Source organism: Allomuricauda sp. XS_ASV26, from assembly GCF_041224615.1.
Taxonomy (GTDB): Bacteria; Bacteroidota; Bacteroidia; order Flavobacteriales; family Flavobacteriaceae; genus Flagellimonas; species Flagellimonas alginolytica.
On the sequence record NZ_JBGFGK010000031.1, the window covers coordinates 755,985 to 780,656 of the forward strand.

At 43.8% G+C, this 24,672-nt stretch carries 22 protein-coding genes; 19 read left to right on the top strand and 3 right to left on the bottom strand.

The annotated features are described in order from the left end of the window. Positions 1-18: 18 nt before the first annotated feature. Both AB9K32_RS10940 and AB9K32_RS10945 read right to left on the bottom strand, forming a co-directional pair. Complete coding sequence (locus AB9K32_RS10940) at positions 19-600, bottom strand: AraC family transcriptional regulator (RefSeq protein ID WP_036385881.1); 582 nt, start codon at positions 598-600, stop codon at positions 19-21. A 166-nt stretch (positions 601-766) separates the two neighbouring features. Continuing rightward, positions 767-1,186 carry a hypothetical protein gene (locus AB9K32_RS10945; RefSeq protein WP_036385880.1) on the bottom strand — a complete coding sequence of 140 codons (420 nt, stop codon included), beginning with the start codon at positions 1,184-1,186 and terminating at the stop codon, positions 767-769. Positions 1,187-1,307: 121 nt separating this feature from the next. On the opposite strand from AB9K32_RS10945, the gene AB9K32_RS10950 reads away from it, so the two are divergent. Further along, complete coding sequence (locus AB9K32_RS10950; protein WP_175443744.1) at positions 1,308-1,463, top strand: hypothetical protein; 156 nt, start codon at positions 1,308-1,310, stop codon at positions 1,461-1,463. 6 nt (positions 1,464-1,469) lie between these two features. Here AB9K32_RS10950 and AB9K32_RS10955 read toward each other — a convergent pair whose 3' ends face one another. Beyond that, the gene (locus tag AB9K32_RS10955; RefSeq protein ID WP_139297725.1) at positions 1,470-1,649 is read right to left on the bottom strand and encodes a hypothetical protein; all 180 of its coding nucleotides are present in this window, start codon (positions 1,647-1,649) and stop codon (positions 1,470-1,472) included. 136 nt (positions 1,650-1,785) lie between these two features. Between AB9K32_RS10955 and AB9K32_RS10960 the strand changes: the two genes are divergently transcribed. The 18 genes from AB9K32_RS10960 (at position 1,786) to AB9K32_RS11045 (ending at position 24,450) form a co-directional block, all read left to right on the top strand. After that, a complete protein-coding gene (locus AB9K32_RS10960) occupies positions 1,786-2,166 on the top strand; it encodes a hypothetical protein (RefSeq protein ID WP_051947534.1) in 381 nt (126 codons plus the stop codon). 104 nt (positions 2,167-2,270) lie between these two features. Continuing rightward, positions 2,271-6,107, top strand: coding sequence for an efflux RND transporter permease subunit (locus AB9K32_RS10965; protein ID WP_036385877.1), 3,837 nt, complete (start codon positions 2,271-2,273; stop codon positions 6,105-6,107). A gap of 1 nt (position 6,108) precedes the next feature. Continuing rightward, positions 6,109-7,332: a TolC family protein gene (locus AB9K32_RS10970; RefSeq protein ID WP_090294896.1), complete on the top strand. Its 1,224-nt coding sequence runs from the start codon at positions 6,109-6,111 to the stop codon at positions 7,330-7,332. A 4-nt stretch (positions 7,333-7,336) separates the two neighbouring features. Beyond that, the gene (locus AB9K32_RS10975) at positions 7,337-9,178 is read left to right on the top strand and encodes an efflux RND transporter periplasmic adaptor subunit (protein ID WP_369885181.1); all 1,842 of its coding nucleotides are present in this window, start codon (positions 7,337-7,339) and stop codon (positions 9,176-9,178) included. A 25-nt stretch (positions 9,179-9,203) separates the two neighbouring features. Further along, positions 9,204-11,660, top strand: a complete 2,457-nt coding sequence (locus AB9K32_RS10980) for a multicopper oxidase domain-containing protein (protein WP_090297505.1) — start codon at positions 9,204-9,206, stop codon at positions 11,658-11,660. Then, positions 11,661-12,968 (top strand): APC family permease, encoded by a 1,308-nt coding sequence (locus AB9K32_RS10985; protein ID WP_036385867.1) that lies wholly within the window; start codon positions 11,661-11,663, stop codon positions 12,966-12,968. It abuts the gene before it with no gap. A gap of 131 nt (positions 12,969-13,099) precedes the next feature. Then, entirely contained in the window at positions 13,100-13,729 is a 630-nt protein-coding gene (locus AB9K32_RS10990) for a DUF3347 domain-containing protein (protein ID WP_090297508.1), read from the top strand. Beyond that, positions 13,730-14,188 carry a heme-binding domain-containing protein gene (locus tag AB9K32_RS10995; protein ID WP_090294899.1) on the top strand — a complete coding sequence of 153 codons (459 nt, stop codon included), beginning with the start codon at positions 13,730-13,732 and terminating at the stop codon, positions 14,186-14,188. Positions 14,189-14,528: 340 nt separating this feature from the next. Continuing rightward, the gene (locus AB9K32_RS11000) at positions 14,529-15,026 is read left to right on the top strand and encodes a DUF4440 domain-containing protein (protein ID WP_036385862.1); all 498 of its coding nucleotides are present in this window, start codon (positions 14,529-14,531) and stop codon (positions 15,024-15,026) included. After that, entirely contained in the window at positions 15,026-15,727 is a 702-nt protein-coding gene (locus AB9K32_RS11005; RefSeq protein WP_067035945.1) for a PepSY domain-containing protein, read from the top strand. Before AB9K32_RS11000 ends, AB9K32_RS11005 begins: the two co-directional genes overlap by 1 nt. Before the next feature lie 89 nt (positions 15,728-15,816). Further along, positions 15,817-15,999 carry a hypothetical protein gene (locus AB9K32_RS11010; RefSeq protein ID WP_090294901.1) on the top strand — a complete coding sequence of 61 codons (183 nt, stop codon included), beginning with the start codon at positions 15,817-15,819 and terminating at the stop codon, positions 15,997-15,999. Between the two features lies 1 nt (position 16,000). Beyond that, positions 16,001-16,588: an AraC family transcriptional regulator gene (locus AB9K32_RS11015; protein WP_036383511.1), complete on the top strand. Its 588-nt coding sequence runs from the start codon at positions 16,001-16,003 to the stop codon at positions 16,586-16,588. Between the two features lie 204 nt (positions 16,589-16,792). After that, the gene (locus AB9K32_RS11020) at positions 16,793-17,017 is read left to right on the top strand and encodes a heavy-metal-associated domain-containing protein (protein ID WP_090294903.1); all 225 of its coding nucleotides are present in this window, start codon (positions 16,793-16,795) and stop codon (positions 17,015-17,017) included. 336 nt (positions 17,018-17,353) lie between these two features. After that, entirely contained in the window at positions 17,354-17,692 is a 339-nt protein-coding gene (locus AB9K32_RS11025; protein WP_234414759.1) for a DUF305 domain-containing protein, read from the top strand. 297 nt (positions 17,693-17,989) lie between these two features. Next, positions 17,990-20,248 carry a cation-translocating P-type ATPase gene (locus tag AB9K32_RS11030; protein ID WP_090294906.1) on the top strand — a complete coding sequence of 753 codons (2,259 nt, stop codon included), beginning with the start codon at positions 17,990-17,992 and terminating at the stop codon, positions 20,246-20,248. A gap of 27 nt (positions 20,249-20,275) precedes the next feature. After that, positions 20,276-20,485: a heavy-metal-associated domain-containing protein gene (locus tag AB9K32_RS11035; RefSeq protein ID WP_090297511.1), complete on the top strand. Its 210-nt coding sequence runs from the start codon at positions 20,276-20,278 to the stop codon at positions 20,483-20,485. A gap of 1,035 nt (positions 20,486-21,520) precedes the next feature. Then, a complete protein-coding gene (locus AB9K32_RS11040; RefSeq protein WP_369885182.1) occupies positions 21,521-23,716 on the top strand; it encodes a tetratricopeptide repeat protein in 2,196 nt (731 codons plus the stop codon). Continuing rightward, a complete protein-coding gene (locus AB9K32_RS11045) occupies positions 23,713-24,450 on the top strand; it encodes a LytR/AlgR family response regulator transcription factor (RefSeq protein ID WP_369885183.1) in 738 nt (245 codons plus the stop codon). The genes AB9K32_RS11040 and AB9K32_RS11045 overlap by 4 nt, the downstream gene beginning before the upstream one ends. Positions 24,451-24,672: the final 222 nt, after the last annotated feature.

Here is a 24,672-nt window from a genome sequence, read left to right on the forward strand (position 1 = left end):
CATAATATTCCTGGATTTTTATATTATTTCGTCAAGAAAATCCCTTTGCCACATTTGTCCGTTTTTGTAATCCGTCATGCTCATCCCCATAATTTCCTTGAACTGTGCGGACAAATGGTTGACGCTGCTGTAATCGAGCATATAGGCGATATCGGAAAATGAATATTGTCCCAGTTGGATAAGCTCCTTTACCTTTTCGATCTTGAGCTTGATAAAGTACTTTTCGATCGTGATGTTTTCATTTCTGGAAAAAACCTTGCTCAGTACTTTGTAATCGCGATGCAATAAATCGACAAGGTAGTCCGAGGTGTTCCCTTTGTGGTTAATCGGGACGTTGGTCACTAAGGAAATCAAGCCTATCTTGATTTTCTCAACGATCATTTCCTCTTCGCTTTTGGCTATTTCAAAGCCATTGGAATGTAGGACGTCCACGACTTTTTGGTCAACTTCGGCAATCCCTATTTCCGGGGCATTTACCGTAAGTTTCCCCAGTTCAAGGGATAGAACCTCAATGCCCAGGTCATGCAATTCTTGTCTTATGACCTTGAGGCATCGCCTACAGACCATATGCTTTATCCAGTATTCCTTTTTGGAATCCATGGTGTCTGAGTTATTGTTAAGCGTAAATAATATCGGGTCAAAACCCGATAGGAGAATCGATCAGGATATGCCGTCGTGGAGATAGCACACGACAAAAAAGGTCATTTAGTGGCCATGACCAATGTGAAGAGCGAACGATTGCATTGACGTTCCGCCAGTGTAAAAATCAAATTAGGAAAGTTTCATGAAGGACAAGGAGATCCTGTTCGATCCACGGAGGATCGTAGTCTTTAAAAGGGATTATGTTTTCCTGTAGCCCTTCGAAACGATCGATATGGTAAAAAATAAAGGCATTTAGAAATACAAGTGTGCCGAAATCAAGGTCAAAGGAATCCAGCATCAGGTCATCCTTGCCAATATTGGCATAGGTATCGGTGCTGCAGCAATCCTTTTGTTCCAAAGAGCACTTCCTTGAGGTGTTTTTGGGATTTTGAAGCTTTTGGTCGCAGGGTTTTGCTTTGCCGGTCACAGAAAAACTGACCAACTTGTTACAGCAAAAATGGGCATTCGATGCAAAGGAAGTGGTACTGATCAATACAGAACAGGCCAGAAACAGGGACAATATTTTCGATGTGGTTTGCTTCACTTCCTAAAGTTACTAAATTTTGTTTAACTCGCTAAAAATCAAACTGTAATCAATTATGCAGTTATCCATATGATTACTGTTTGTGTGTGATTTCAGCAGGATTTGGTTCCAAATGTAAGGTATGGGATTCGGAAAAAACATGACAAATATCAGGTTTACCAAAAGTACTGGCATTGGGCCACCACAAGGATCACAATACTATACTGGTATACAATATGTGGGGAAAGGAATGACCGTCAGCTGTCCAACGATCGGATTCGGTATCGAGGAACTTTAAGGTCTGTTATGGTTCGATTGAAGACAAGGGTTCCACCTTTAATCGGGTTGAAAATACAATGCTATTGGTCAGGGTTCCATCCGTTGCCAGTAAGGAGGGCCTTCGAACCACGATGTGCTTTATACCGTCCCGGACCAGATACGATGGTCGTATAAATGATTGATGGTCAAAAGTATGGGGTGCCATGGTCGGTACTTTGAAAAGCAGGGGCTTTATGCGGAATCCTTGTATAAATTGTGTTAAATTTAATGAGGTTGTTAAAATTTTTGTAGTTTTGTAACCGCTTATGAGAATATTTTGGTTCAAAATATTATCTTGTTTTATGGCACTCAACGTGCTGGCATCCACCTTTTCCTTTGCGGTGGCACAACACTATTGTGGGGAAGATCTTGTTGATTTTTCCTTCTTCGGTAAAGCGGAATCCTGTGGAATGGATATGCAGCAGCCATCGGATTCACACCAGCACAAGCTGCAGAAAAAACAGTGTTGCGATGACGAAACGCTTTCCGTACAAGGAAATGGGGATCTATTGCTTTCCGTTGAAAATTTAAGTGTTGGGGAGCATCAGTTCCTGGTTGCCTTCACGTACAGTTACATCAATCTTTTTGAGGGATTACAGGAAAATATAGTTTCTGTCGTACATTACCCTCCGCCCCTTTTGGTCAAGGATATTCAGATTCTTGATCAAACTTTCCTTATTTAAGAGCATATCGATGACGTTTGGCCGTGCTATGGTTTTTGGCATGGCCCTAGGTATTTATTGCCTTTGGAACATTTTCACTATTTCCAACACAATAAACTCATGATATGCTTAATAAAATCATAAAATACTTTTTAGAGAACAAACTGGTGACCGTTCTCGTTTTAATAACGTTGGTTACCTGGGGGATTGTCACTTCCCCCTTCAATTGGAATACGGGCTTTCTCCCAAAAGACCCGGTGCCCGTGGATGCCATTCCCGATATTGGGGAAAACCAGCAAATTGTTTTCACGCAATGGCCCGGGCGATCGCCACAAGATATCGAGGATCAGATTTCTTATCCAATGACGACCTATTTACTTGGAATTCCAGGGGTGAAAACGATCCGTAGTTCATCCATCTTTGGATTTTCCAGTATCTATATCATTTTTAATGATGATGTGGAATTTTATTGGTCGCGCTCCCGGATCCTTGAAAAATTGAATTCACTTCCCGCAGGGCTGTTGCCCGATGGGGTAACCCCGACTTTGGGTCCTGACGCCACGGCATTGGGACAGGTATATTGGTATACCCTGGAAGGAAGGGACAAGGATGGGAACCCTACAGGAGGATGGGATCTGCACGAAATACGGACTGCCCAGGATTTTTATGTGAAATACGGGTTGAATGCCGTGGACGGGGTGTCCGAAGTGGCTTCGATCGGTGGTTTCGTCCAAGAATATCAAGTGGATGTAAATCCAGATGCCCTGAAAGCCTATAATATTCCTTTATACAAGGTCATGGAGGCCGTACGGAAGTCGAACAGGGATGTGGGCGCCAAGACCATTGAAGTCAATCAAGCAGAATATTTGGTCAGGGGCTTGGGATATGTCAAAAATACGGAAGACATAGAAAAGGCCGTGGTTGCTGTCTTTGACAATGTCCCGGTTCGGGTCAAGGATATTGGGGTGGTCAGCTTGGGACCGGCCACACGAAGGGGCGTGCTCGATAAAGGGGGCGCCGAAGTGGTAGGTGGCGTCGTGGTCGCCCGTTATGGTTCCAATCCTTTGGCGGTCATCAATAATGTGAAGGACAAGATCAAGGAAATCGCACCCGGTTTGCCCAAAAAGACATTGGCCAATGGTGTGGAAAGCCAATTGACCGTGGTCCCGTTTTATGACCGGACACAGCTCATCCACGAGACCATAGGTACTTTGGAAAATGCCCTGTCCCACGAAATACTGATCAGCATCATCGTTGTACTGGTACTTGTCCTCAACCTGAGGGCCTCTGTGATCATATCCAGTCTATTGCCTGTCGGGGTCCTAATGACCTTTATTGTCATGCAATATGCCGGGGTAGATGCCAATGTGGTGGCCCTTTCCGGGATAGCCATTGCCATAGGGGTGATGGTGGACGTGGGGATCGTGTTCGTCGAGAACATTATCCGTCATTTGGAAATGCCCGAGAACCATGGTGCCAAGGGCAAGGAACTCATTCAGGTAATATATAAGGCCACCGTGGAAGTGGCCTCGGCAATTACGACCGCATTGGCGACCACCGTCGTGAGCTTTGTGCCTGTCTTTGCCATGCAATCGGCAGAAGGGAAGCTATTTAGGCCCTTGGCCTTTACCAAGACCTTTGCCCTGTTGAGCGCCTTTGTGCTGGGAATCGTTGTGCTTCCGGCATTGGCCCATTTTGTAATGGGGGTGGATTATGACAAGAAACGGGTGCGACGGTTTTGGTCCATTCTATTGATATCCACCGGGCTTATTTTTGCATTTTATGCCCAGATGTGGTTGCCATTGGTCATTTCACTCATTGGGTTGAACAATTTGATGGAACCCAAATGGCCGGAGCACTATAAATCGTTTCCCAACTATATCAATTTGGGACTGACCGTTTTTATCGCTTCCTTCTTCCTGACCGAGGAATGGATGCCCTTGGGACCCCAAAACGGTATTGTGGTCAACTACTTTTTTGTGTTGTTCCTAGTGGGCATTATCCTGGCCGCTTTGATGGGAATCGTACATTTCTATACCCCGGTCCTAAAGTGGTGTCTGGAAAACAAAGGAAAGTTCATGCTCATCCCATTCGTGACCCTGTTTTTTGGGGTATTGGTTTGGCTGGGGTTCGATAGCACCTTTGGAATCGTGGCCAAAGGCTTTGAATCGGTAGGTTGGAAAAGTGTCAGACAGACCTCGGGATGGCAGGCAGCTTCCAAGAGATTCCCGGGAATAGGATCCGAGTTCATGCCATCGCTCAATGAAGGTTCGTTCCTGTTGATGCCGACATCCATGCCGCATTCAGGGGTGGAATACAACAAAAGGGTGGTTGGACAGTTGGATATGCTCTTGGGAAGCATACCCGAAGTGGACTTGGTTGTCGGTAAACTCGGTCGCGTTGAATCCGCACTGGACCCTGCACCCATTTCCATGTATGAGAACATCATCAACTATAAACCTGAATTCATTGTGAATGAAGACGGACATAGGGTCCGTTATAAAGTAGATCGAAAGGACAGGTTCATTACCCAGCATAAAGACACTTTGACCAATGAGGAGGCCTTGCAGTTAGGGATTGCCGAGAAGGACCTGATCGTGGATGAGGACGGTGAGTTTTTCCGAAACTGGAGGCCTCATATCAAATCCCCCAACGATATCTGGGATGAGATCGTAAAGGTCACCAAGATCCCGGGCATAACCTCTGCTCCCAAATTACAGCCCATAGAAACCCGGTTGGTGATGTTGCAGACCGGAATGCGCGCTCCCATGGGGATCAAGGTTTTTGGTCCCGATCTGAAGACCATCGAGGATTTTGGGATGCAATTGGAAGGTATCTTGAAGGAAGTGCCCTCGGTCAAGGCAGAAGCCGTATTCGCCGATAGAATAGTGGGCAAACCTTATTTGCACCTCAATATCAACAGGGACGGGATATCCCGATATGGTTTGAACATTGAAGATGTGCAGCAAAGCATCGAAACAGCGATCGGTGGGATGAAAATCACCTCCACCGTTGAAGGTAGGGAACGTTTTCCCGTGCGGGTGCGCTACCCGAGGGAATTGAGGGACGACCCGGAATCGTTGAAGAAAATTTTGATTCCCACACCGGTAGGGGCGCAAATTCCCTTATCCCAAGTGGTGGATTTTGAATATGTCCGCGGGCCTCAGGCCATCAAGAGCGAAAACACCTTTTTGGTGGGCTATGTGCTTTTTGATAAACGGGACGGTTTTGCGGAAGTCGATGTGGTGAACGATGCCCAGGAAGCCATCCAGAAAAAAATCGATGCAGGGGAATTAACGGTTCCCGCCGGAATAAGCTATAAGTTTTCTGGGAGTTATGAGAACCAAATCAGGGCAGTGAAAAGACTGTCCATTGTCATACCGATCAGTTTGATTGTGATTTTCTTGCTCCTGTTTTTTCAGTTCAAGACGGTCATCGCATCCTCCATCCATTTTTCCGGAGTTTTTGTTGCTTTTGCGGGAGGTTTCATAATGCTCTGGCTCTATGGTCAGGATTGGTTCATGAATTTTGCCATTTCAGGGGTCAACATGCGGGATCTGTTCCAAATGCACACGATCAATTTAAGCGTTGCGGTTTGGGTTGGTTTTATCGCACTTTTCGGTATTGCCACCGATGATGGTGTCATCATGGGTACGTACATCCACCAGGTTTTTGAGGAAAAGAACCCTCAAACCGTACCGGATGTAAGAGCGGCGGTTTTGGAGGCAGGGAAAAAAAGGGTCCGTCCCGCCATGATGACGGCCGCCGTGGCCATCATCGCCCTTTTGCCCGTGCTGACCTCTACCGGAAAAGGGGCCGACATTATGATTCCCATGGCCATCCCGACTTTTGGGGGAATGGCCATTCAGATCATGACCATGTTCGTGGTCCCGGTACTCCAAGCCTATTGGAGGGAAACAGTCATTATAAATCGCAACAAAGCATTGAAAAAAATACAGTAAAATGAAAAATGTATTGACCATCATATTTGTCTTGACAAGTATCCTTTCCAACGGCCAGACCTTGGAGGATTACTTTAAGGTAGCGGCTGAGAACAATCCAGGGTTGCTTTCACAGTACAAAGATTTTGAGGCGGCGTTACAAAAAGTACCGCAGGTGAAGGCTTTACCAGATCCAAACCTGTCCTTTGGGTACTTCATCTCCCCGGTCGAAACCCGGGTAGGGCCCCAAAAGGCAAGGTTTTCACTGACTCAGATGTTTCCTTGGTTTGGAACCTTAAAGGCCCAAGGTGATGCCGCTGCACTTATGGCTGAGGCCAAGTACCAGTCTTTTTTGGATGCCAGGAACAAACTTTATTACGAGGTTTCAGCAGCTTATTTTCCATTGTACGAACTTAAGGAGTGGGTACGGATCGAAGAGGACAACATTGCCATTCTGGAATCCTACAGGACGGTTTCCAATACGAAATTCAAAAATGGCTTGGGATCATTGGTCGATGTCTTAAGGGTGGACGTGCTTTTAAAGGAAGCCCGGACGAATCTGGGTATCCTTAAACATAAGGAAATCCCCCTTTTGGCGTCCTTCAATAAACTATTGGACCGTAAGGAAGATGAACAAATAAACATCCCTGAGACCTTTGGGGTCAATGTACTGCCCATTGATTATGTCAAAGATTCCTTGGTAGTGGACCATCCGCTCTTGAATTCCCTGGAATTAAAGGTCAAGGCTGCAGCGGCATCCGAAAGGGCAGCCCTTAAACAAGGCCTGCCAAAAGTGGGGGTCGGACTGGACTATGTAATGGTTGATAAGCGTACCGACATGGTGGTTCCCGATAATGGCAAGGATGTATTGATGCCCATGGTTACCTTGAGCCTGCCCCTATTCAGGGGTAAGTACAGGGCAGCCGAAAAGGAGGCCCAATTGATGCAGGAAAGTTATGCACTGCAAAAAAAGGAAGTCACCAATACATTGAAGACCAATTATGAAATGGCCGTTTTTGACATAAGGCAGCAGACGGATTTGATTTCCCTCTTTGATGAACAGATCATGGAATCGGAACAAGCACTCAATCTGTTGTTCACAGCCTATGGGAATTCCGGGAAGGACTTCGAGGAGGTGTTACGAATGCAGCAACAATTGTTGAAGTATACTAAATTGAAAATAAGCGCATTGACGCAATATGAAATAGCGTTGGCCAAGTTTAACTATATCACGGCAAAAAAATAATCAGATGAAATCAGAAACACAAAAAATAGTAAAAATAGCCTTGTCCACCTTGGTTCTTGGACTTTTGCTGGGATGGCTATTGTTCGGGGGCTCCAAGGGCAATGTCACAGAGGAACACCAACATACTTCGGAAGTATCGGGAGAAACCATTTGGACCTGCTCCATGCATCCCCAGATCAGACAGACGGAACCGGGAGATTGTCCCATTTGTGGGATGGACTTGATCCCTTTGGAAAATGACAACGGTTCGGAACTGGACCCCATGGCCGTTAGCATGTCGAAAACCGCCATGCAGCTTGCCAATGTCACTACGGAAATCGTGGGCAAGACCGCCCCGGTCAAATTGATCGATCTTAATGGCAAGGTGGAAGCGGATGAACGATCGATCTATTCCCAATCTTCCCATATTCCCGGCAGGGTGGAACGGCTAATGGTGAATTTTACAGGGGAGTATATCAAGCAGGGGCAGATCATCGCCTATATTTATTCCCCTGATCTGGTCACTGCACAAGAGGAACTTTTTGAAGCAAGAAAGGTGGCGGACACCCAACCGCAGTTTTTTAATGCCGCCAAGGAAAAATTAAAAAACTGGAAGCTTTCCGACAACCAAATCGCACAGATACTTCAATCCGGGACCGTTAAGGAGGAATTGCCGATACATGCCGATGTTTCAGGCTACGTTACCGAAAAAATGGTAAACCTTGGCGACTATGTCAACAAGGGCAAGGCATTATATCAAATTGCCAACCTGAACAGCGTTTGGGTACTGTTCGATATTTATGAGTCCGACATGCCCTGGGTAAGAAAAGGCGATGAAGTGGTCTTTACCATACCCTCGCTCCCGGGCGAAAACTTCAAAGGCAGGATTTCCTATATCGACCCGGTGATCAATCCCATGACAAGGGTTGCCAAGGCCAGAATCGAGATCGGGAACACCGGTTTAAGGTTAAAGCCGGAAATGTTCGCTTCCGGAACCGTAAAAGCAAAACAGCCCATTGCATCAGAAGCGATAACCATTCCTAAGTCGGCAGTGATGTGGACCGGGGAACGTTCTGTGGTATACATCAAGAATACCACATCCAATGGGGTGAATTTTGTGTTGCGCGATGTCACCTTGGGACCATCGTTGGGAAATGGTTTCATTGTCAAGGAGGGGCTGCAAGAAGGGGATGAGATCGCGGTAAACGGGACCTTTAGTATCGACGCGGCGGCCCAATTGGCCGGGAAACCGAGCATGATGAATCCTGAAGGTGGGCCCGCCATGACGGGACATAACCACGGAGGCATGAAGATGGGGGATGACAAGGGTACAGGCGGTAGCGATCATTCGGAAATGGATATGGGGGATCCCGGCTTGGAAAACAAAACAGACCATTCTGATATGAACCAGCGAATGACGGCGACAGCGACTTTTAAAAACCAATTAAAACAGGTGTTGAGCGCCTACTTGGAGTTAAAGGATGCGCTTGTCAATGATAATGCCGCCAAGTCCAATGCCGCTGCAAAAAAAGTGTTGTCGGCCTTGGAACATGTGGATATGAAACAATTGACGGACAAAAAGGCGCACGGCCATTGGATGACGATATCGAAGGAAATCTCCAATTCGGCGAATTCCATTTCAAAGATATCGGATATCAAAGCCCAACGCGATCATTTTAAACATCTGTCCGCCCATCTATCCAAAGGTGTCAAGCTTTTTGGGGTCGATCAAAAGATATACGAACAGTTTTGCCCGATGGCCGATAACAACAAAGGTGCCTATTGGTTGAGTACGACCAAAGAGATCAAAAATCCCTATTTCGGAGAGGCTATGTTGACCTGCGGTGAAATCACCGATGAAATGTAATTGAACAAATGTAAATGAATGAATGATGAAAATATTGAAATCTAAAATCTTGTTTTTTGTCCTAACTGCCTTGACGACCCATGTTTTTGGGCAAGTGGGGACAAATGGTGAGGACAGAAAAGAGGAAGGTAGACCCGTTCGGGAATACAATCTTGTACTGGAACAGAACAAATTGACCCTCGGTGGGGTCACTGCCGATGCAATGACCATCAATGGGAGTATTCCGGGACCGGTCTTGGAATTCAACGAGGGTGACTTCGCCCTGATCAACGTGACCAATAAGATGGATGTGGAAACCTCCGTACACTGGCATGGATTGATCTTGCCCAATTTTTATGACGGGGTTCCCTATTTGACCACACCGCCCATAGAACCTGGCACAACTTTCCAATATCGGATTCCGATCAACCAATCAGGTACCTATTGGTACCATTCCCACACCATGCTGCAAGAGCAAAAGGGGGTGTATGGCTCGATACTGATCCATCCCAAGGAAAAGACGTTGGACTACGATAAGGATTTGGTCGTGGTGCTCTCCGATTGGACGAACGAAAAGGCCATGAACGTGCTCCGAAACCTTAAACGGGGAAACGAGTGGTACCAGGTCAAAAAAGGGACCGCGGTGCCCTTGAGCAGGGTCATCAAGGAAGGTGCACTAGGTGCACAACTCAAATTTTGGCGAGATCGTATGGAAGGAGCGGATATTGCGGATATCTACTACCCCGCATTTTTGACCAATGGGAAAACATTGGCCGAATACCCTGATTTCAAACCAGGGGAAAAAGTGCGGCTCCGGTTCGTCAATGCCTCTGCCTCCACCTATTATTGGATAGATTTCGGTGGCGGTAACCCCATGGTGGTTTCCGGGGATGGTGTCGATGTGGAGCCTGTTTCCAAAAGTCGTTTTCTTTTTGGCATTGCCGAGACCTATGATGTCATCGTGACCGTTCCTGAAGGCACTTTGGAGGTAACGGCCACGGCACAGGACGGCTCCGGGCATACCTCGTTGCATTTAGGGCAGGGAACGCTTTTTCCCGCAACGACCATCGATAGGCCCGACAAAGTGGCGATGATGAAACAAATGGCCCAAATGGACATGAAAATGGGAGCTCCGGCAATGGCCGGCAACAAGAAGAAAAATACACCCGAATATTTGATGCAAAAGTATGGGATGCAGATGGACATGAAGGATGGCAGCATGGATATGGGTATGCACAATGGGATGTCGATGGATAAGACCGAAATGAGCGGTCAAAAGGATAAACCCATTGCGAAGATGGATGATAAAAGGCCTATGAATGCGAATGAAGATCATAGGCACATGGAGATGGATAAAAAGATGGGGGATATGGCAGGAATGGAAAAGGATTCAACGTCAATGAAATCCACCGGACATAAGGACAAGATGGAAAACCCTATGGTTCAGACTATGCCAATGATGCAGAAAGACACTTCAGCTTTTGATTACGATACCCGTAAAACGTATTTCAACTATGACTTCTTAAAAGCAAAGGAAAGTACTACCTATAATGCCGATCTGCCCGTCAATGACATTCTGTTGAACCTGACGGGAAATATGCAACGGTATATCTGGAGTATGAACGGTGTGCCACTTTCAGAAACCGATAAGATCAAGATCAAAGGTGGGGAAGTAACCCGGATCACCCTCAACAACCTGACCATGATGCACCATCCGATGCACCTCCATGGGCATTATTTCAGGGTCATCAATGAGAATGGTGAAAAGTCACCCTTGAAACATACGGTCAATGTGCCGCCCATGCAGAAAGTGGTCATCGAATTTTATAATGAAGAGTACGGGGATTGGTTTTTCCACTGTCATATCCTCTACCACATGATGGGGGGCATGGCCAGGGTTTTCAGTTATGATACCCCAAGGGATCTGAGGATGAAGGATTTTCCTGTTCAAAAGTTGGTAGATGAAACTGACCATTATTATGCTTGGGGTGCTGCCAGATTGGGTTCCAATTTTAATGAACTCTTCCTTGTTTCAAGTAATATCAGGAATGAATTTGGGGTACGGGCAGAATTTGACTACGACCAAAATGCCGAGGTGGAAGTCAATTATAACAGGTATCTCAATGACTGGGTACGGGTCTATGCAGGGGTAAACACGGAAACCTCCATCCCTGATTCCTATGACCGTTTCAATACAGTGGGACTGATAGGGGTCAAGTATTTTACCCCATACCGCTTTAATATGGATGTGAGTATGGACCACCAGCTGCGTCCAAGAATAAGGTTGGATAGGGAACTATTGCTTTTTCCCAGGATTTTCCTCGAGGGGGAATATGAATTTCGGGCCGATTTTGGATGGGTCAACGATTTGGGGAATTCATCCTATGAAAGTGAGACCCAATGGCTGGTAGGGGCCTCCTATATCCTTTCACGTAATTTTTCAATCCAGGCCAATTACAACAACCGATATGGTTGGGGCGGAGGCCTGCTAGCCCGTTTTTAAATGGCAGAATACAAAAAAAATAGCCTGAGTCTGACCAATACCATTGCTTTGGGAACCGGTGTGATGATCGGTGCGGGAATTTTTGCGCTCTTGGGTCAGGTTGCCGAACTCTCCGGCCAATGGTTTCCCTTTGCTTTTTTAATCGGGGCAGTCATCTCAGGTTTCAGTTCCTACACCTATGTCAAAATGTCCAATACCTACCCCTCTGCCGGGGGCATTGGCATGTACCTCAAAAAGGTTTACGGTAAAACGGCCTGGACCGCTACCGGTGCACTGCTGATGGCCCTTTCCATGGTCATCAATGAGAGTTTGGTGGCCCGGACGTTCGGGACCTACGTATTGGAGCTTTTTGATGTGGAGTCGAAAGGATTCTGGCCCCCGATCCTTGGGGTATTGTTGTTGATCACAGCCTTTATTGTCAATGTGATGGGAAACAAAGCTATCGGGGGATCGTCCTTGGTCATGGCCATACTAAAAATCGGCGGGATAGCGGTTTTTGCCATTGGTGGCCTTTGGGCAGCTGGATTTACCTTTGATCAGGTCGTTCCTTCCCAGTCCTTGACCGAGCATTCCCTGGTGGATTATTTGGGGGCATTGGCACTGTCGATATTGGCCTATAAGGGTTTTACTACCATTACCAATAGTGGGGATGAGATCGTCGATCCCAAACGTAACGTGGGACGGGCCATTGTCATTTCTTTGGTGATATGTACCCTAGTCTATCTCATGGTGGCATTTGCGGTCTCTTCCAATCTTTCCATCCAGGAAATCATTGCGGCCAAGGACTATTCGCTGGCCGAGGCATCCAGACCCGCTTTTGGAAAATATGGGGTCTGGTTCACCGTTGGTCTGGCGATCATATCCACCGTTTCCGGGGTCGTTGCCAGCATTTTTGCCGTTTCCCGGATGACCACCATGCTCACTGAAAAGGAATTGATACCACATCGACATTTTGGGATTCCCGGGGACATACAGAAACATATGTTGGTGTATACCGTGGTGATTGCCATAGGGCTCACCATGTTGTTCGATCTGAGCCGGATCGCTGCATTGGGGGCCATCTTTTATTTGATCATGGATATCGGGATCCATTGGGGGGTCCTAAACAATCTACGAAAGGAAATCGGTGCAAATCCCATTATCCTCATTACGGCCCTTGTGCTGGATGTACTGGTGTTGGGCGCCTTTATTTGGTCAAAGGCCGGTAGTGATCTTTTGGTGGTCATTGTTGCCCTGGTATTGATGGTGCTTATTTTTTTCGGGGAACGATTGTTTTTGGGGAAAAAGCGTACGGTCGAGGAAGAATAAGGGTAGAGTGCCTGCGTGGGAGAAATGGAAAATTAGATGAAAAAATTAAAATAGCAACAATAATGGGGGATAATACAAATATGCCGACCCTGGGCAATCAAAATGAGGAATTAATCTTAAAATCAATTACAATGAAAAGAACAACAGTTACATTAAGTACAATTGCCATTGCGCTTTTGACCATTACCGTGATTTCCTGTAAGGACGGTAAGAAGGAAACAAATGACAAGGAAGGAGCCCATATGGAGATGGGAACGGAAGAGGGCCATCACCATGAGAGCTCTGCGGGGGAAATGGACCACGGGACCATGGACCATGATATGGGTTCGTCCGATGCACAGGGCACATCTGTGATCGACAGCTACCTCCAACTGAAGGATGCCCTGGTGGCGGACAATAAGGATGAAGCGGCCAAATCGGGCCAAGCCTTGGCCAGTGCCTTGGGCAGCTTTGATATCAGCGGATACGATGAACAGCAACAGAAGGAGCTGTCCGATATCATTGAAGTGGCCAAGGAACATGGGGAGCATATCGCCAAAAGTGATATCGGTCACCAACGGGAACACTTTGAGGGACTGGGCAAGGATATGGTCGATTTTATTGCCATAACCGGGACTTCCAAAACCTTGTACCAACAATTCTGCCCCATGTACAACAACAACCAAGGAGGAACGTGGCTCAGCGCAAGCAACGAAATCCAGAATCCATTTTTTGGAAGTAAGATGTTGACCTGTGGTAAGGTGCAAAAGGAAATCAATTAAATGAAAGTGCTGAAAATCATAGCATTGGTAGTGCTATTGGGATTTGTGGGCATCCAGTTTGTGCCCACAGAACCCAACTTGAGCGATGTGGTTCCCGATACGGACTTCATGTCGGTGAACCAGGTTGCCAAGGATATCGAACACGATTTGCGGGTATCTTGCTATGATTGCCACAGTAACAACACCCAATACCCGTGGTACAATAAGGTCCAACCCATCGCCTGGTTTTTGGAAGAACACATCAAAGAGGGAAAGGAAGAACTCAATTTCAATGAATGGGGCGACTATTCGGATCGAAGAAAAAGGAGCAAACTAAAGTCCATCGCAAGTCAGATCGAAGACGATAAGATGCCCCTATCTTCCTATACCCTGATCCATAAGGATGCAAAATTATCGGTGGAAGAGAAAGAACGGATATTGACCTTGGTAAATGATCTAATGGAAGAATTGGATAATTGAAAATGACATGGAAATTACCCTAAAACCGGGACAAACGATATTGCTATTGTTGTTGGTCATGTCCGGTTACTATGAATGAGGAAATAAAGTCCTGAAAGGGAGGGGAACACCCAAAGTTGATTGGTTGGTGAGTTAGTTAGTTAATCGTTCCCTTCCCTTGTCAGGCACTAATGGAAAAAAAGGATGAAAGATTGTTGTCGTGACAATGGACCTGTGCAGCCGAAAAAGGCCATTTTAAAAAAATGGTTGGCCCATATCCTGTATGGGATCGTCATTTCGATTGTCCTGGGAGCCTTTATCATACAATATATACTAACCTAAACAATGTTAAAACAAACCAATGAAACGTATTACTTTACAGATTTTTCTAATGGCCGTATTTCTCACAGGGACAAGCTTTGGCCAAACAAACCCTAACAAGGAAAACCTAGACCAGGACAGGGCCGCTGTGCTGAGGATATTGGAAAGCTATAAAGAAGCACTGCAAAACTTGACCACGGAAGGTACCTTGGAGCTTTTTGCGGAAGATTCCGAAGTTTTTGAATCCGGGGGCGTGGAAGGCACCTATCAACATTATCACGACCATCATATAGGTCCAGAACTTGGACATTTCAACAGTTTTAAGTTCTCGGATTATACCATTGAAGTGAAGGTGGAGCTACCCTTTGCCTTTACTACGGAAAGCTATGTCTATACCATTGGCCTAAAATCGGAAAATGGAGGTGAGGGCAAAACGATCAGCAGAAAAGGGGTTGCCACCACCATCCTTAAAAAAACGGATGGGGATTGGAAAATTGTAAAGATGCATAACTCCTCACGGAACAACGGGAAGAACTAATGGTCGGAAGAAAAACATCGATGAAGGTCAGAAAGATACATAGATATCTTGGCCTATTTATTGGGATCCAGTTCCTAATGTGGACCATCAGTGGACTATATTTTAGTTGGACGGACATTGACGAGATCCATGGAGATCAATTCATCAAGGAGCATCCGGACCAGTCAGAATTTGGGAATTTAATTGCTCCCAATGGACACGGGAACGTTAAAATCAAATCTTTGGAAATGAGAAATATAGGGGGAAGTCCCTATTATTGGATCAATGGTGGGGTTTTGATGGATGCACAAACGGGGGAGATCAAAAAGGGTATCGATGAACAACAGGCCTTGGCCGTTGCTTCACAGTATATGTTGCCCGAACTTAAGGTCAAAAGTGTCGAAAGACTCACCCAAACAGGTGGGCAGCACGAGTATCGTGGACGTCCATTACCGGCCTATGTGATCACCTATGAAACGGATGAAAACCTAAAAGCGTATGTCTCAGAGACCGATGGGTCGTTTCAACGTGTAAGGTATCGGTCCTGGAGATGGTTCGATTTTTTGTGGATGACCCATACCATGGACTATGAGGGACGGGACGATTTTAACACCATGGTTTTACGGATTTTTTCCCTGATGGGATTGATTACCGTTTTGAGCGGATTCTTGTTGTGGTATGTCAGCTCACCAACGATCAGAAAATTATGGAAAAGGCGATAGTTCAAACACATTGACATACTTATTTGGCAAAGGACTCCTGTTAGGAGCAAATAGTTGACTATTGTGCCAGTTGAACCATTTTGGGAAAAATGAGCGAACTTAGGAGGCAAAGACGAAAGAAAAAAAGGGATCTGGCGAAAAAGAAACGGGATTCGGCCAAGAAAAGAAAGGAAAAAAGAATGAAAATCCTTGGCATACTGGCCTTGATATTGATCATTATATTGGCAGTGGTCGTCATTTTTTTGAAGGCCCTGTGGAAATTCACTGCATGATATGGAAGTTGGGTCCAGTAAATCGAAAGATGTGTTGTACATCAAAAACATGGTCTGTCCGAGATGCATCATGGCCGTCAAAGGTATTTTGGACGATGAGGGCATTCCCTATATGAATGTGTCGTTGGGTGAAATAACCCTCAATGGGAAAATCACGCCTGAAAAACGGGAAGGTCTCAACGAACGACTTGAGAAAATTGGATTTACGATCATCAACGATCGTAAAGGTCAGTTGATAGAACAGATCAAAAACCTAGTGATTGAGGCGATACACTACACCGGACCCATGGAAAAGGTCAAATGGCCCGAATACCTTTCCGATGGATTGCATCTTGACTATAAGTATCTTAGTTCGCTGTTTTCCGCGGTGGAAAGCATTACCTTGGAGCAATATATCATCAACCAAAAGATTGAAAAGATCAAAGAGTTTCTTGTTTATGACGAATTGGGCTTAAAGGAAATAGCGTTTCAATTGGACTATAGCAGCGTTGCCTATTTAAGCAACCAATTTAAAAAAGTAACTGGAATGACACCTACACAATTTAAGAAAAGTGCCATTCAAAATAGAATATCGCTTGATGATATTTAACCTCTACCATTAAGGGCGCAATACCTTTCCAAGGAACCAGCTTCCTAAACGCTATTTAAAAAACATCTTTCTTCGCAAATGGGTCAAGGTTTGTTTTTTTTCAAACAATGCCCTTATACAGAAAGTGTTACTTTTCCCATACGTGTTGGAACCAACATTGTTGATTCTATGTGTAAAATTGTTAAAATATAAAATCATCACAACATGAAAAGAAGATACCAAATAGAAGGAATGACTTGTGATGGCTGTAGGGGGCACGTTGAAGAAGCTCTTTTCAATGTGGCCGGTGTAGCCGATGTAGCGGTCAATCTAAAAAACGCAGAAGCTACAGTGGAGTCGCAATTTGAGGTCCCCCTTGAAAATCTACAAAAGGCATTGGAAAATAACGGAGGTCAATATAAAATACAAGCGATGAGCAAAGCCAATTGAACCAATATATGATAACTGGGACAGGTAAATTGTCAGGCCTACAATTGGAATGGAACAATACAATAATCGAAAGTCAAGGAATAATCACAATAACCAGATAAAATTTGCACAATGGAAGATAGTCAAAGGAAATCCAATAATTATTTAAAGTTTTTTGCGATGATTGGCACCTCAATGGTCGCCATGTTTTTTTTAATGTACACCCACTCATATCAAATCATTGATCATTTTTGGTATAGTGAGACTAGATTTTTCATGACTTTGATAATGGGGGGATCGATGATCATTATTATGCTGCTATATATGCTACAGATGTATAAAGACCGACGCAAGAACATGTCAATTTTAGCCTTGGGTGTTTTGTTGATTGCAGGTGGGATATGGCTGGTCAGGAGTCAGGTTACCGTTTCAGGAGTCGACTACATGGAAGGAATGATACCCCATCATTCCATTGCTATTTTGACCAGTGAACGTTCTCAAATAAAAGATGTCAGGGTACGTGAGCTTGCCAATGAAATTATCAAGGCACAACGCAGGGAGATAATGGAAATGCAATGGTTGATAAACGACATCAAGGAAAATGGAATAGTGGAAACCGAAGCTGGGAAAGAAAAGCGGCCTATTCCTAAATTCGAGGGATCGCTTAGCGAAGAAACAAAGAATCTGGCCGAATGAGAGGCGATTACTTACTACCAATGCTTTCGTTTTGCCCCAAGTTCACTACAATGGTTTGTCCTATCGAATATATTCTAAACTGATCGGGGCAAATTCTCCAAAAAAGATTGACGTGGGCGAACCTGATCTCATAGATGTTGCCGAATTCTAAAAACCACTCACCAATTAAGGTTAAGTACTTGACGAAGAAAGGTAAAGGTTGATTTTTCGGAAAATTCTACAACTCTTTCAGTAAATAACGTAACAGTGCATTTTAGGTCTATTCTGAAATTTGTACCATACAAATCGGAGTAGAAAATGGATGCAATCGATATTATTGAGGACACCGAAAGGAAACCGAAGACGGTGTCAAAAAAATCTTTCCCGGTCACTGGAATGACCTGTGCTGCCTGTGCATCCAGCGTGGAATCCATGCTGGGCCATACGGAAGGGGTCTACAATGCCAGTGTCAACTTTGCCAATAGTACGGTCCTTGTGGAGTATGACAGTGCTATGGACCTAAGCGATCTTCAAAATGCGGTACGTCAAATCGGTTATGATATAATTGTGGATGCCGAGGATCCTACCGAAGTACAGGAAGAGCTTTCGAAAAAGCATTATGTATCCATAAAAAAGCGAACCCTTTGGTCCGCTATTTTGACACTTCCCATTTTCCTTCTGGGGATGTTTTTTATGGATTGGGTCCTGGGTAGGTGGATTTCGTTGGTACTTGCCGTTCCTATCCTGTTCTGGTTTGGCCGAAGTTTTTTCATAAATGCCCTCAAACAGGCCAGATTCGGTAAGGCCAATATGGATACCTTGGTCGCACTCAGTACGGGCATTGCCTTTTTGTTCAGTGCATTCAATACCTTTTTTCCTGAATTTTGGCTCAGTAAAGGCATGGAACCCCATGTATATTATGAGGCGGCCACAGTGATCATCACCTTTATTTCATTGGGGAAATTATTGGAAGAAAAGGCGAAATCAAATACATCCTCCGCCATAAAGAAATTGATGGGGTTGCAGCCCAAGACCTTAAAGGTGATAGAAGATGGGGAGGAAAGGGAAATCTCTATTTCTTCGGTCAAGGTAGGTCAAACGATATTGGTCAGACCGGGAGAGAAAATCCCTGTGGATGGAACAGTGTCCAAAGGAAGTTCCTATGTTGATGAAAGTATGATCACGGGCGAACCCGTCCCTGTAGAAAAGACAAAGGGTGAAAAAGTTTTTGCCGGTACCGTAAACCAAAAAGGAAGCTTTCAGTTTGTAGCTGACCGGGTGGGAGGGGAGACCCTTTTGTCCCAGATCATCAAGATGGTGCAGGAAGCACAGGGGAGCAAGGCGCCCGTACAAAAATTGGTGGACAGGATTGCCGGTATTTTTGTTCCCGTGGTAATGACGATTTCAGTGGTGACATTTATCACCTGGATGTTCCTGGGAGGTGAGGACGCTTTTACCCATGCACTGTTGACCGCAGTTGCCGTATTGGTAATAGCTTGTCCTTGTGCGCTGGGTTTGGCAACCCCCACGGCCATCATGGTGGGAATCGGCAAGGGGGCCGAACACAATATCCTCATCAAAGATGCGGAAAGTTTGGAGTTGGGTTACAAAGTAAATGCCATTGTCCTGGATAAAACGGGAACCATAACAGAAGGAAAGCCAGTGGTGACCGATATGGTCTTTGCGGACCATGTGACCGATCACAGGGGCCTGGAGCAAATTTTATATGCCATGGAAGGACAGTCCGAACATCCCTTGGCTGAAGCCGTGGTCTCCTTTTTAAAAAATAGAAAGGTAAATCCGATCGAAATTTTGAACTTCAATAGTATTACAGGAAAAGGTGTTCGAGCTGAGGCATTGGATGGAACCCAATACCTTGTGGGCAATCATAAGTTGATGGTCGAAAAAGGAATCGCCATGGATGACAACCTGGGGCACATGGTCGAAGGGTTAGAGCAGGAGGCCAAAACGGTCATATACTTTGGCGGTGGAGGCAAGGTAAAGGCGATTTTGGCCATTATGGATAGCATAAAAAAGTCCTCAAAGGAAGCCATACGGGAAATGCAGGGGAATGGTATGGAAGTTTACATGATGACCGGTGATAACAAGATGACAGCCGAAGCCGTATCACAACAGGTGGGTATCAAAAGCTATGAAGCCGAAGTGCTCCCATCAGAGAAAGCTGATTTTGTAAAAAGTCTTCAAGAAAGTGGAAAGGTGGTCGCCATGGTGGGCGATGGTATCAATGATTCGCAGGCACTTGCCCAAGCAGATGTCAGCATCGCCATGGGCAAAGGGTCCGACATAGCCATGGATGTCGCGAAAATGACCCTGATCACCTCTGATTTAAATGCGATTCCCAAAGCGCTGAAGCTCTCCCATAAGACCGTTATAGGTATAAGACAAAATCTTTTTTGGGCCTTTATATACAATATCATTGGAATTCCTATAGCTGCAGGGCTGCTGTATCCGATCAATGGATTTTTGTTGGACCCGATGATAGCTGGTGCCGCTATGGCCTTTAGCAGTGTATCGGTCGTATTGAACAGTTTGAGGCTTAAAACGATTAAACTATAGTAATTTTCTAATTTAAAATCGATGAACATGAGTACATTACAATTCAAATCAAATATTAAGTGCAGTGGGTGTGCCAATACCGTAAAACCATTTTTGGATAAGGTGGATGGCGTGACCGATTGGTCTGTAGACTTTGCTTCCCAAGACAAATTGTTGATCGTACAGACCACAAGTGCCACGGAAGAGGAAATCACTTCTGCCGTTGAATCGGCTGGATATCATTTGACCAAGAAATAAAAGGAACGTCCAGAAGAATATATTAAAAGGTTCGAATAGGATTGGGGGTTACCTTAATCCTATTCGGGTTGTATAAGTTTATTGGATTTTTCTACACAACTTCGGTATAGGCATGGTCATTGGTAGTATTGAAAACATCACAAGATTCAGGTATCACTGCAATCAAAATCTCTAAACTCGATCGTGTCCATCATGTAAGGTGGACCAGTAATGGCTTGGCTGGAACACCGGTGGCAAAAATCTAAATCTTGTAATTTATACGGCTAGGTTAAAATTGACAATCAAAGTTCTTATTATATCTGCTTGTCGATAGGCCGAATAGATGCTTAACTTGTTTGTGATGAGCTTTTGAACTCACAAAAATTCCTTTGTCTATTTTGATTTAAAATTAAATAAAACAAGATGGTGTGGTTTGATTTTAAATATCGATATTTACGTTGTGAAAATCATTATTTCACACGAAGATGTCCTATGGGATGTCCTATTTTGGGAAAATCGACATAATATTCTGGATATTAATGGGTTAGCACCTCGTCAAGAGGTCAGTCATCCCGACGAACCACTAAATAGGTGATATCAAAGCACTGTCAACTGGCTGATTGACAGTGCTTTTTGTTTTCATTGCATTCAATTGAATTCATTTAAAACCATCTAAAAGGTGTAGGGTTCGGTGAAAGTTAGGTAGTAAGATTTGAGATGATCGTTGCGCAACGATCATATTTTATTTGTTTTCTTACCTAACGTATTTAGTTTCAGTTTTGGATAGGTATCAAAAATTGTTGTTTTCAAGGTGTCGATCAAATAAATGTCTTTCCCTGGCAAATAATAACTCAAACATTGCATATATAGATTCATAGTTGTTTTCTGTCGATTATATTGCGCTTTTATTTTCGGAAGGAGATTAAAAACCAGTATTTTGTTCTATACAAACCCTTTTATAAAGAAAGGGAAGATAAGTACTAAAACCGCATAAAGCCTTGTGTTATCTTGAGTATGTTTTTCTCATCAGTATGTATTAAAAAAAGACACGGAGTAATGGGTTTATCCTTGGCTCGTAGATTCATGATTATAGGGTTGCTGTTGGTTTCGACCATCGCGCAGGCCCAAAACAAAAAAGTTGATAGCCTTAAAGCCCAATTAAAAATCCATAAGCTAAACGATTCTACCAAGGTAAATTTACTCTACTACTTAGCATTTGCCCATTTTCAGAGTGATTCGTATTTGACCCAAACATATTTGGAAAAAGCCGATCGGTTAAATAAGGAATTGGATTATCCAAAAGGAAAAGCAAAAGTTTTTTACCTAAAGGGGATTTTAGAAAACAGAAAGTCCAACTATAATAAAAGTTTGGATTTTTTTAAACAAGCCTTGGCAATTGATCGCTCCATTGATAATTTAGACGGTATGGCCGCCAATTATACGGCTTTTGGCATCACGTATTATGATTTGTCGCAATATGGTGAGGCTATTGTTTTTTATAACAAAGCTTATGAAACGTATAAAAAAATAGGAAATAAGAGAGAGCAGGCTACCCTTTTGATCAATATGGGCAACGTATATTCCGAGATTGGAAAGTACGAAGAAGCTGTTGAGAATTATAAGAAAGCATTGGTTCAAAGTGAGGCACTCAATGATCAAGATGGTGTTTCGTTCGTTCATAGCAATATGGCTAATGTTTATAAGGTACAGGGTAATTTTCCCTTGGCCATTGATTACTACAACAGGGCATTGGCGTATGACCGTAAAACCAAGGACACCTTGGGCATGGCAATTGTGCTCAATGATTTGGGAGCAGTCTATAGTTCCATTAAAAAACCGGAAAAAGCATTGGTATTACATGGCCAGTCCTTGGATTTTTCCTTGAAAAAAGGAAACAAACGGCTGGTAGCGGCAAACAATAGCAATATTGGAAATATATATTCGGCTAAAAAAGAATATGTAAAGGCGCTAGCATATTACCAGCATTCCCTAAATGCGAGCCAAGAAATCGGTGATCTAAAACAAATAGCGATATGTTTTAACAATATAGGAGCGGTCAATTTATCCTTGGGCCATTCAAAAAAGGCTCAGCAAAACTTTTTAAGAGCGAAGGAAATTGCGGAAAATACTAACATAAAAAATATATTGGCCATAAGCCAAGTGAGTATTTCCGAGGCCTTTTTCATGGAAAACGAATATAAAAAGGCACTCTTGTACGCTAAAAGCGGATATCATACTTCAAAAGAACTTGACGTGCTGGAAACACAAAAAAAGGCTTTGGGACTTTTGGCTAAAATTTATGAGCGTACCAAAAACTATAAAAAAGCCCTCGAGAGCCACCAGAAATTCAAAGTCTTGAACGATAGTCTTTTCAATAAGGAGAATATTGAAAAAGTCGCTAGGCTCGAATACGAATATAAGTACAAACAGGCATTGGATTCTGCAAGTATCCGTGAGCTAAAACTCACCAAGACCGTTATGACGACATCTAACGACCTTCAACGGACCAAGCAAAATTACCTCTGGGCCATAATTGGTATTTTGGTTATCTCTATACTGTCCGGTTCTTTGGTCTTTTATCAAAAATACAAGAACGTAAAAATTAAAAATCAAAACATTATTACCGAACAAAGGCTATTGCGCTCACAAATGACTCCCCATTTTATATTTAATTCGCTTTCGGTACTGCAGGGTATGATCTTGAACAAGGAAGAAAAAAAATCAATTACCTATTTATCAAAGTTCTCGAAACTATTACGACTTGTTCTAGAAAATTCAAGGGACAAAATCGTTCCCCTGATTCAGGAACTGGATGCCATCGATAACTATATGATCTTGCAAAATTTGGGTGCAAAGCCACCTTATGACTATAGTTTGGTGGTGGATGAAAATATAAACATCAATCTTTTTTTGGTTCCGCCTATGCTGATTCAACCCTTTATTGAAAATGCTATAGAACATGCATTTTCTATTAATCAAGAACATCGTGGAATAGAGGTTCACCTCTCTTTTAAGGACAAAAAATTAAGCTGTGCGATAACGGATAATGGTATTGGAATCGATGCTATTTCAAATAAAATCAATACCAAAAAGAAATCGTTGGCCACTACCATTACCAGTGAGCGACTGAACCTCCTGGCCAAAGATTTTAACATGCCAGGATTTGTCTATGTCGAGGATAGAAAAAAATGTAACGAGCAAGGAACCAAAGTTACTTTAATCATACCCTATAAAATAATAAAGAATTCATGAAAGCACTTATCGTTGAGGACAAAGCCTATATTAGAAAAGGCTTGATAAATCTTTTGGAAACGGTTGACACCAATGTGGAAATCATAGGTGAATGTGCTTCAGTTAGTGAGGCGGTGGTGGTCTCCAAAGCCTGTAGGCCAGAGTTGATATTTCTCGATATCAATCTGGTAGACGGTACGGGATTCGACTTCTTGGACCAAACCGAGCACCTTGGCTTCAAGACCATATTTATTACCGCTTACGAAGAATTCGCATTAAAGGCACTTAAGGCCGGAGCGGTGGACTATCTTTTAAAACCGGTTGATGTGGAGGAGTTGGAATTGGCCTTAAAAAAGATAAAGAACTTACCTATTGCCGAACAAAAACAACAAATACATACCGCAAAAAAGGTTTGGTATCAAGATGATGCTACTTTGGTCCTATCGCTCAGCGATAGTTTTCAGGTCATCAACCTACATGAATTATTGTACTGCGAATCCGATAAGGGCTATACCACATTTTACTTGGCCAATGATAAAAAATATGTGGCATCCAAACCTCTTAAGGAATACGAGAAGACACTTGAAAGGAGCAATTTCACAAGGCCCCATCAATCTTACATGGTAAATTTAAAGTTCATAGATAAGTACGATAAGTCGGGTATTATCTATTTAAAGAATGGTCGTAAGGTTCCTGTTTCTTCCCGAAAAAAGGAAGCGTTCATAGCTACTTTTTTGAAGTACAATGGTCATTAGAAATTACTTCGGCACGCATTGATGTTACCAGAAATACCTAGTTGGTAAAAAACGCATATTCCCCCATACCGCACCGATAAAGATTCCCGGTTTACGAAAATAGATTGGCTATTTTATAAGAAATGCCATTGATCCATATTTACACTGACCAAATCATTTCTTATTTAAGTCCGCTCTGAAAATCAAGATTTTCCAGCAGTACTTGTATAAGGAGAGTAAAAT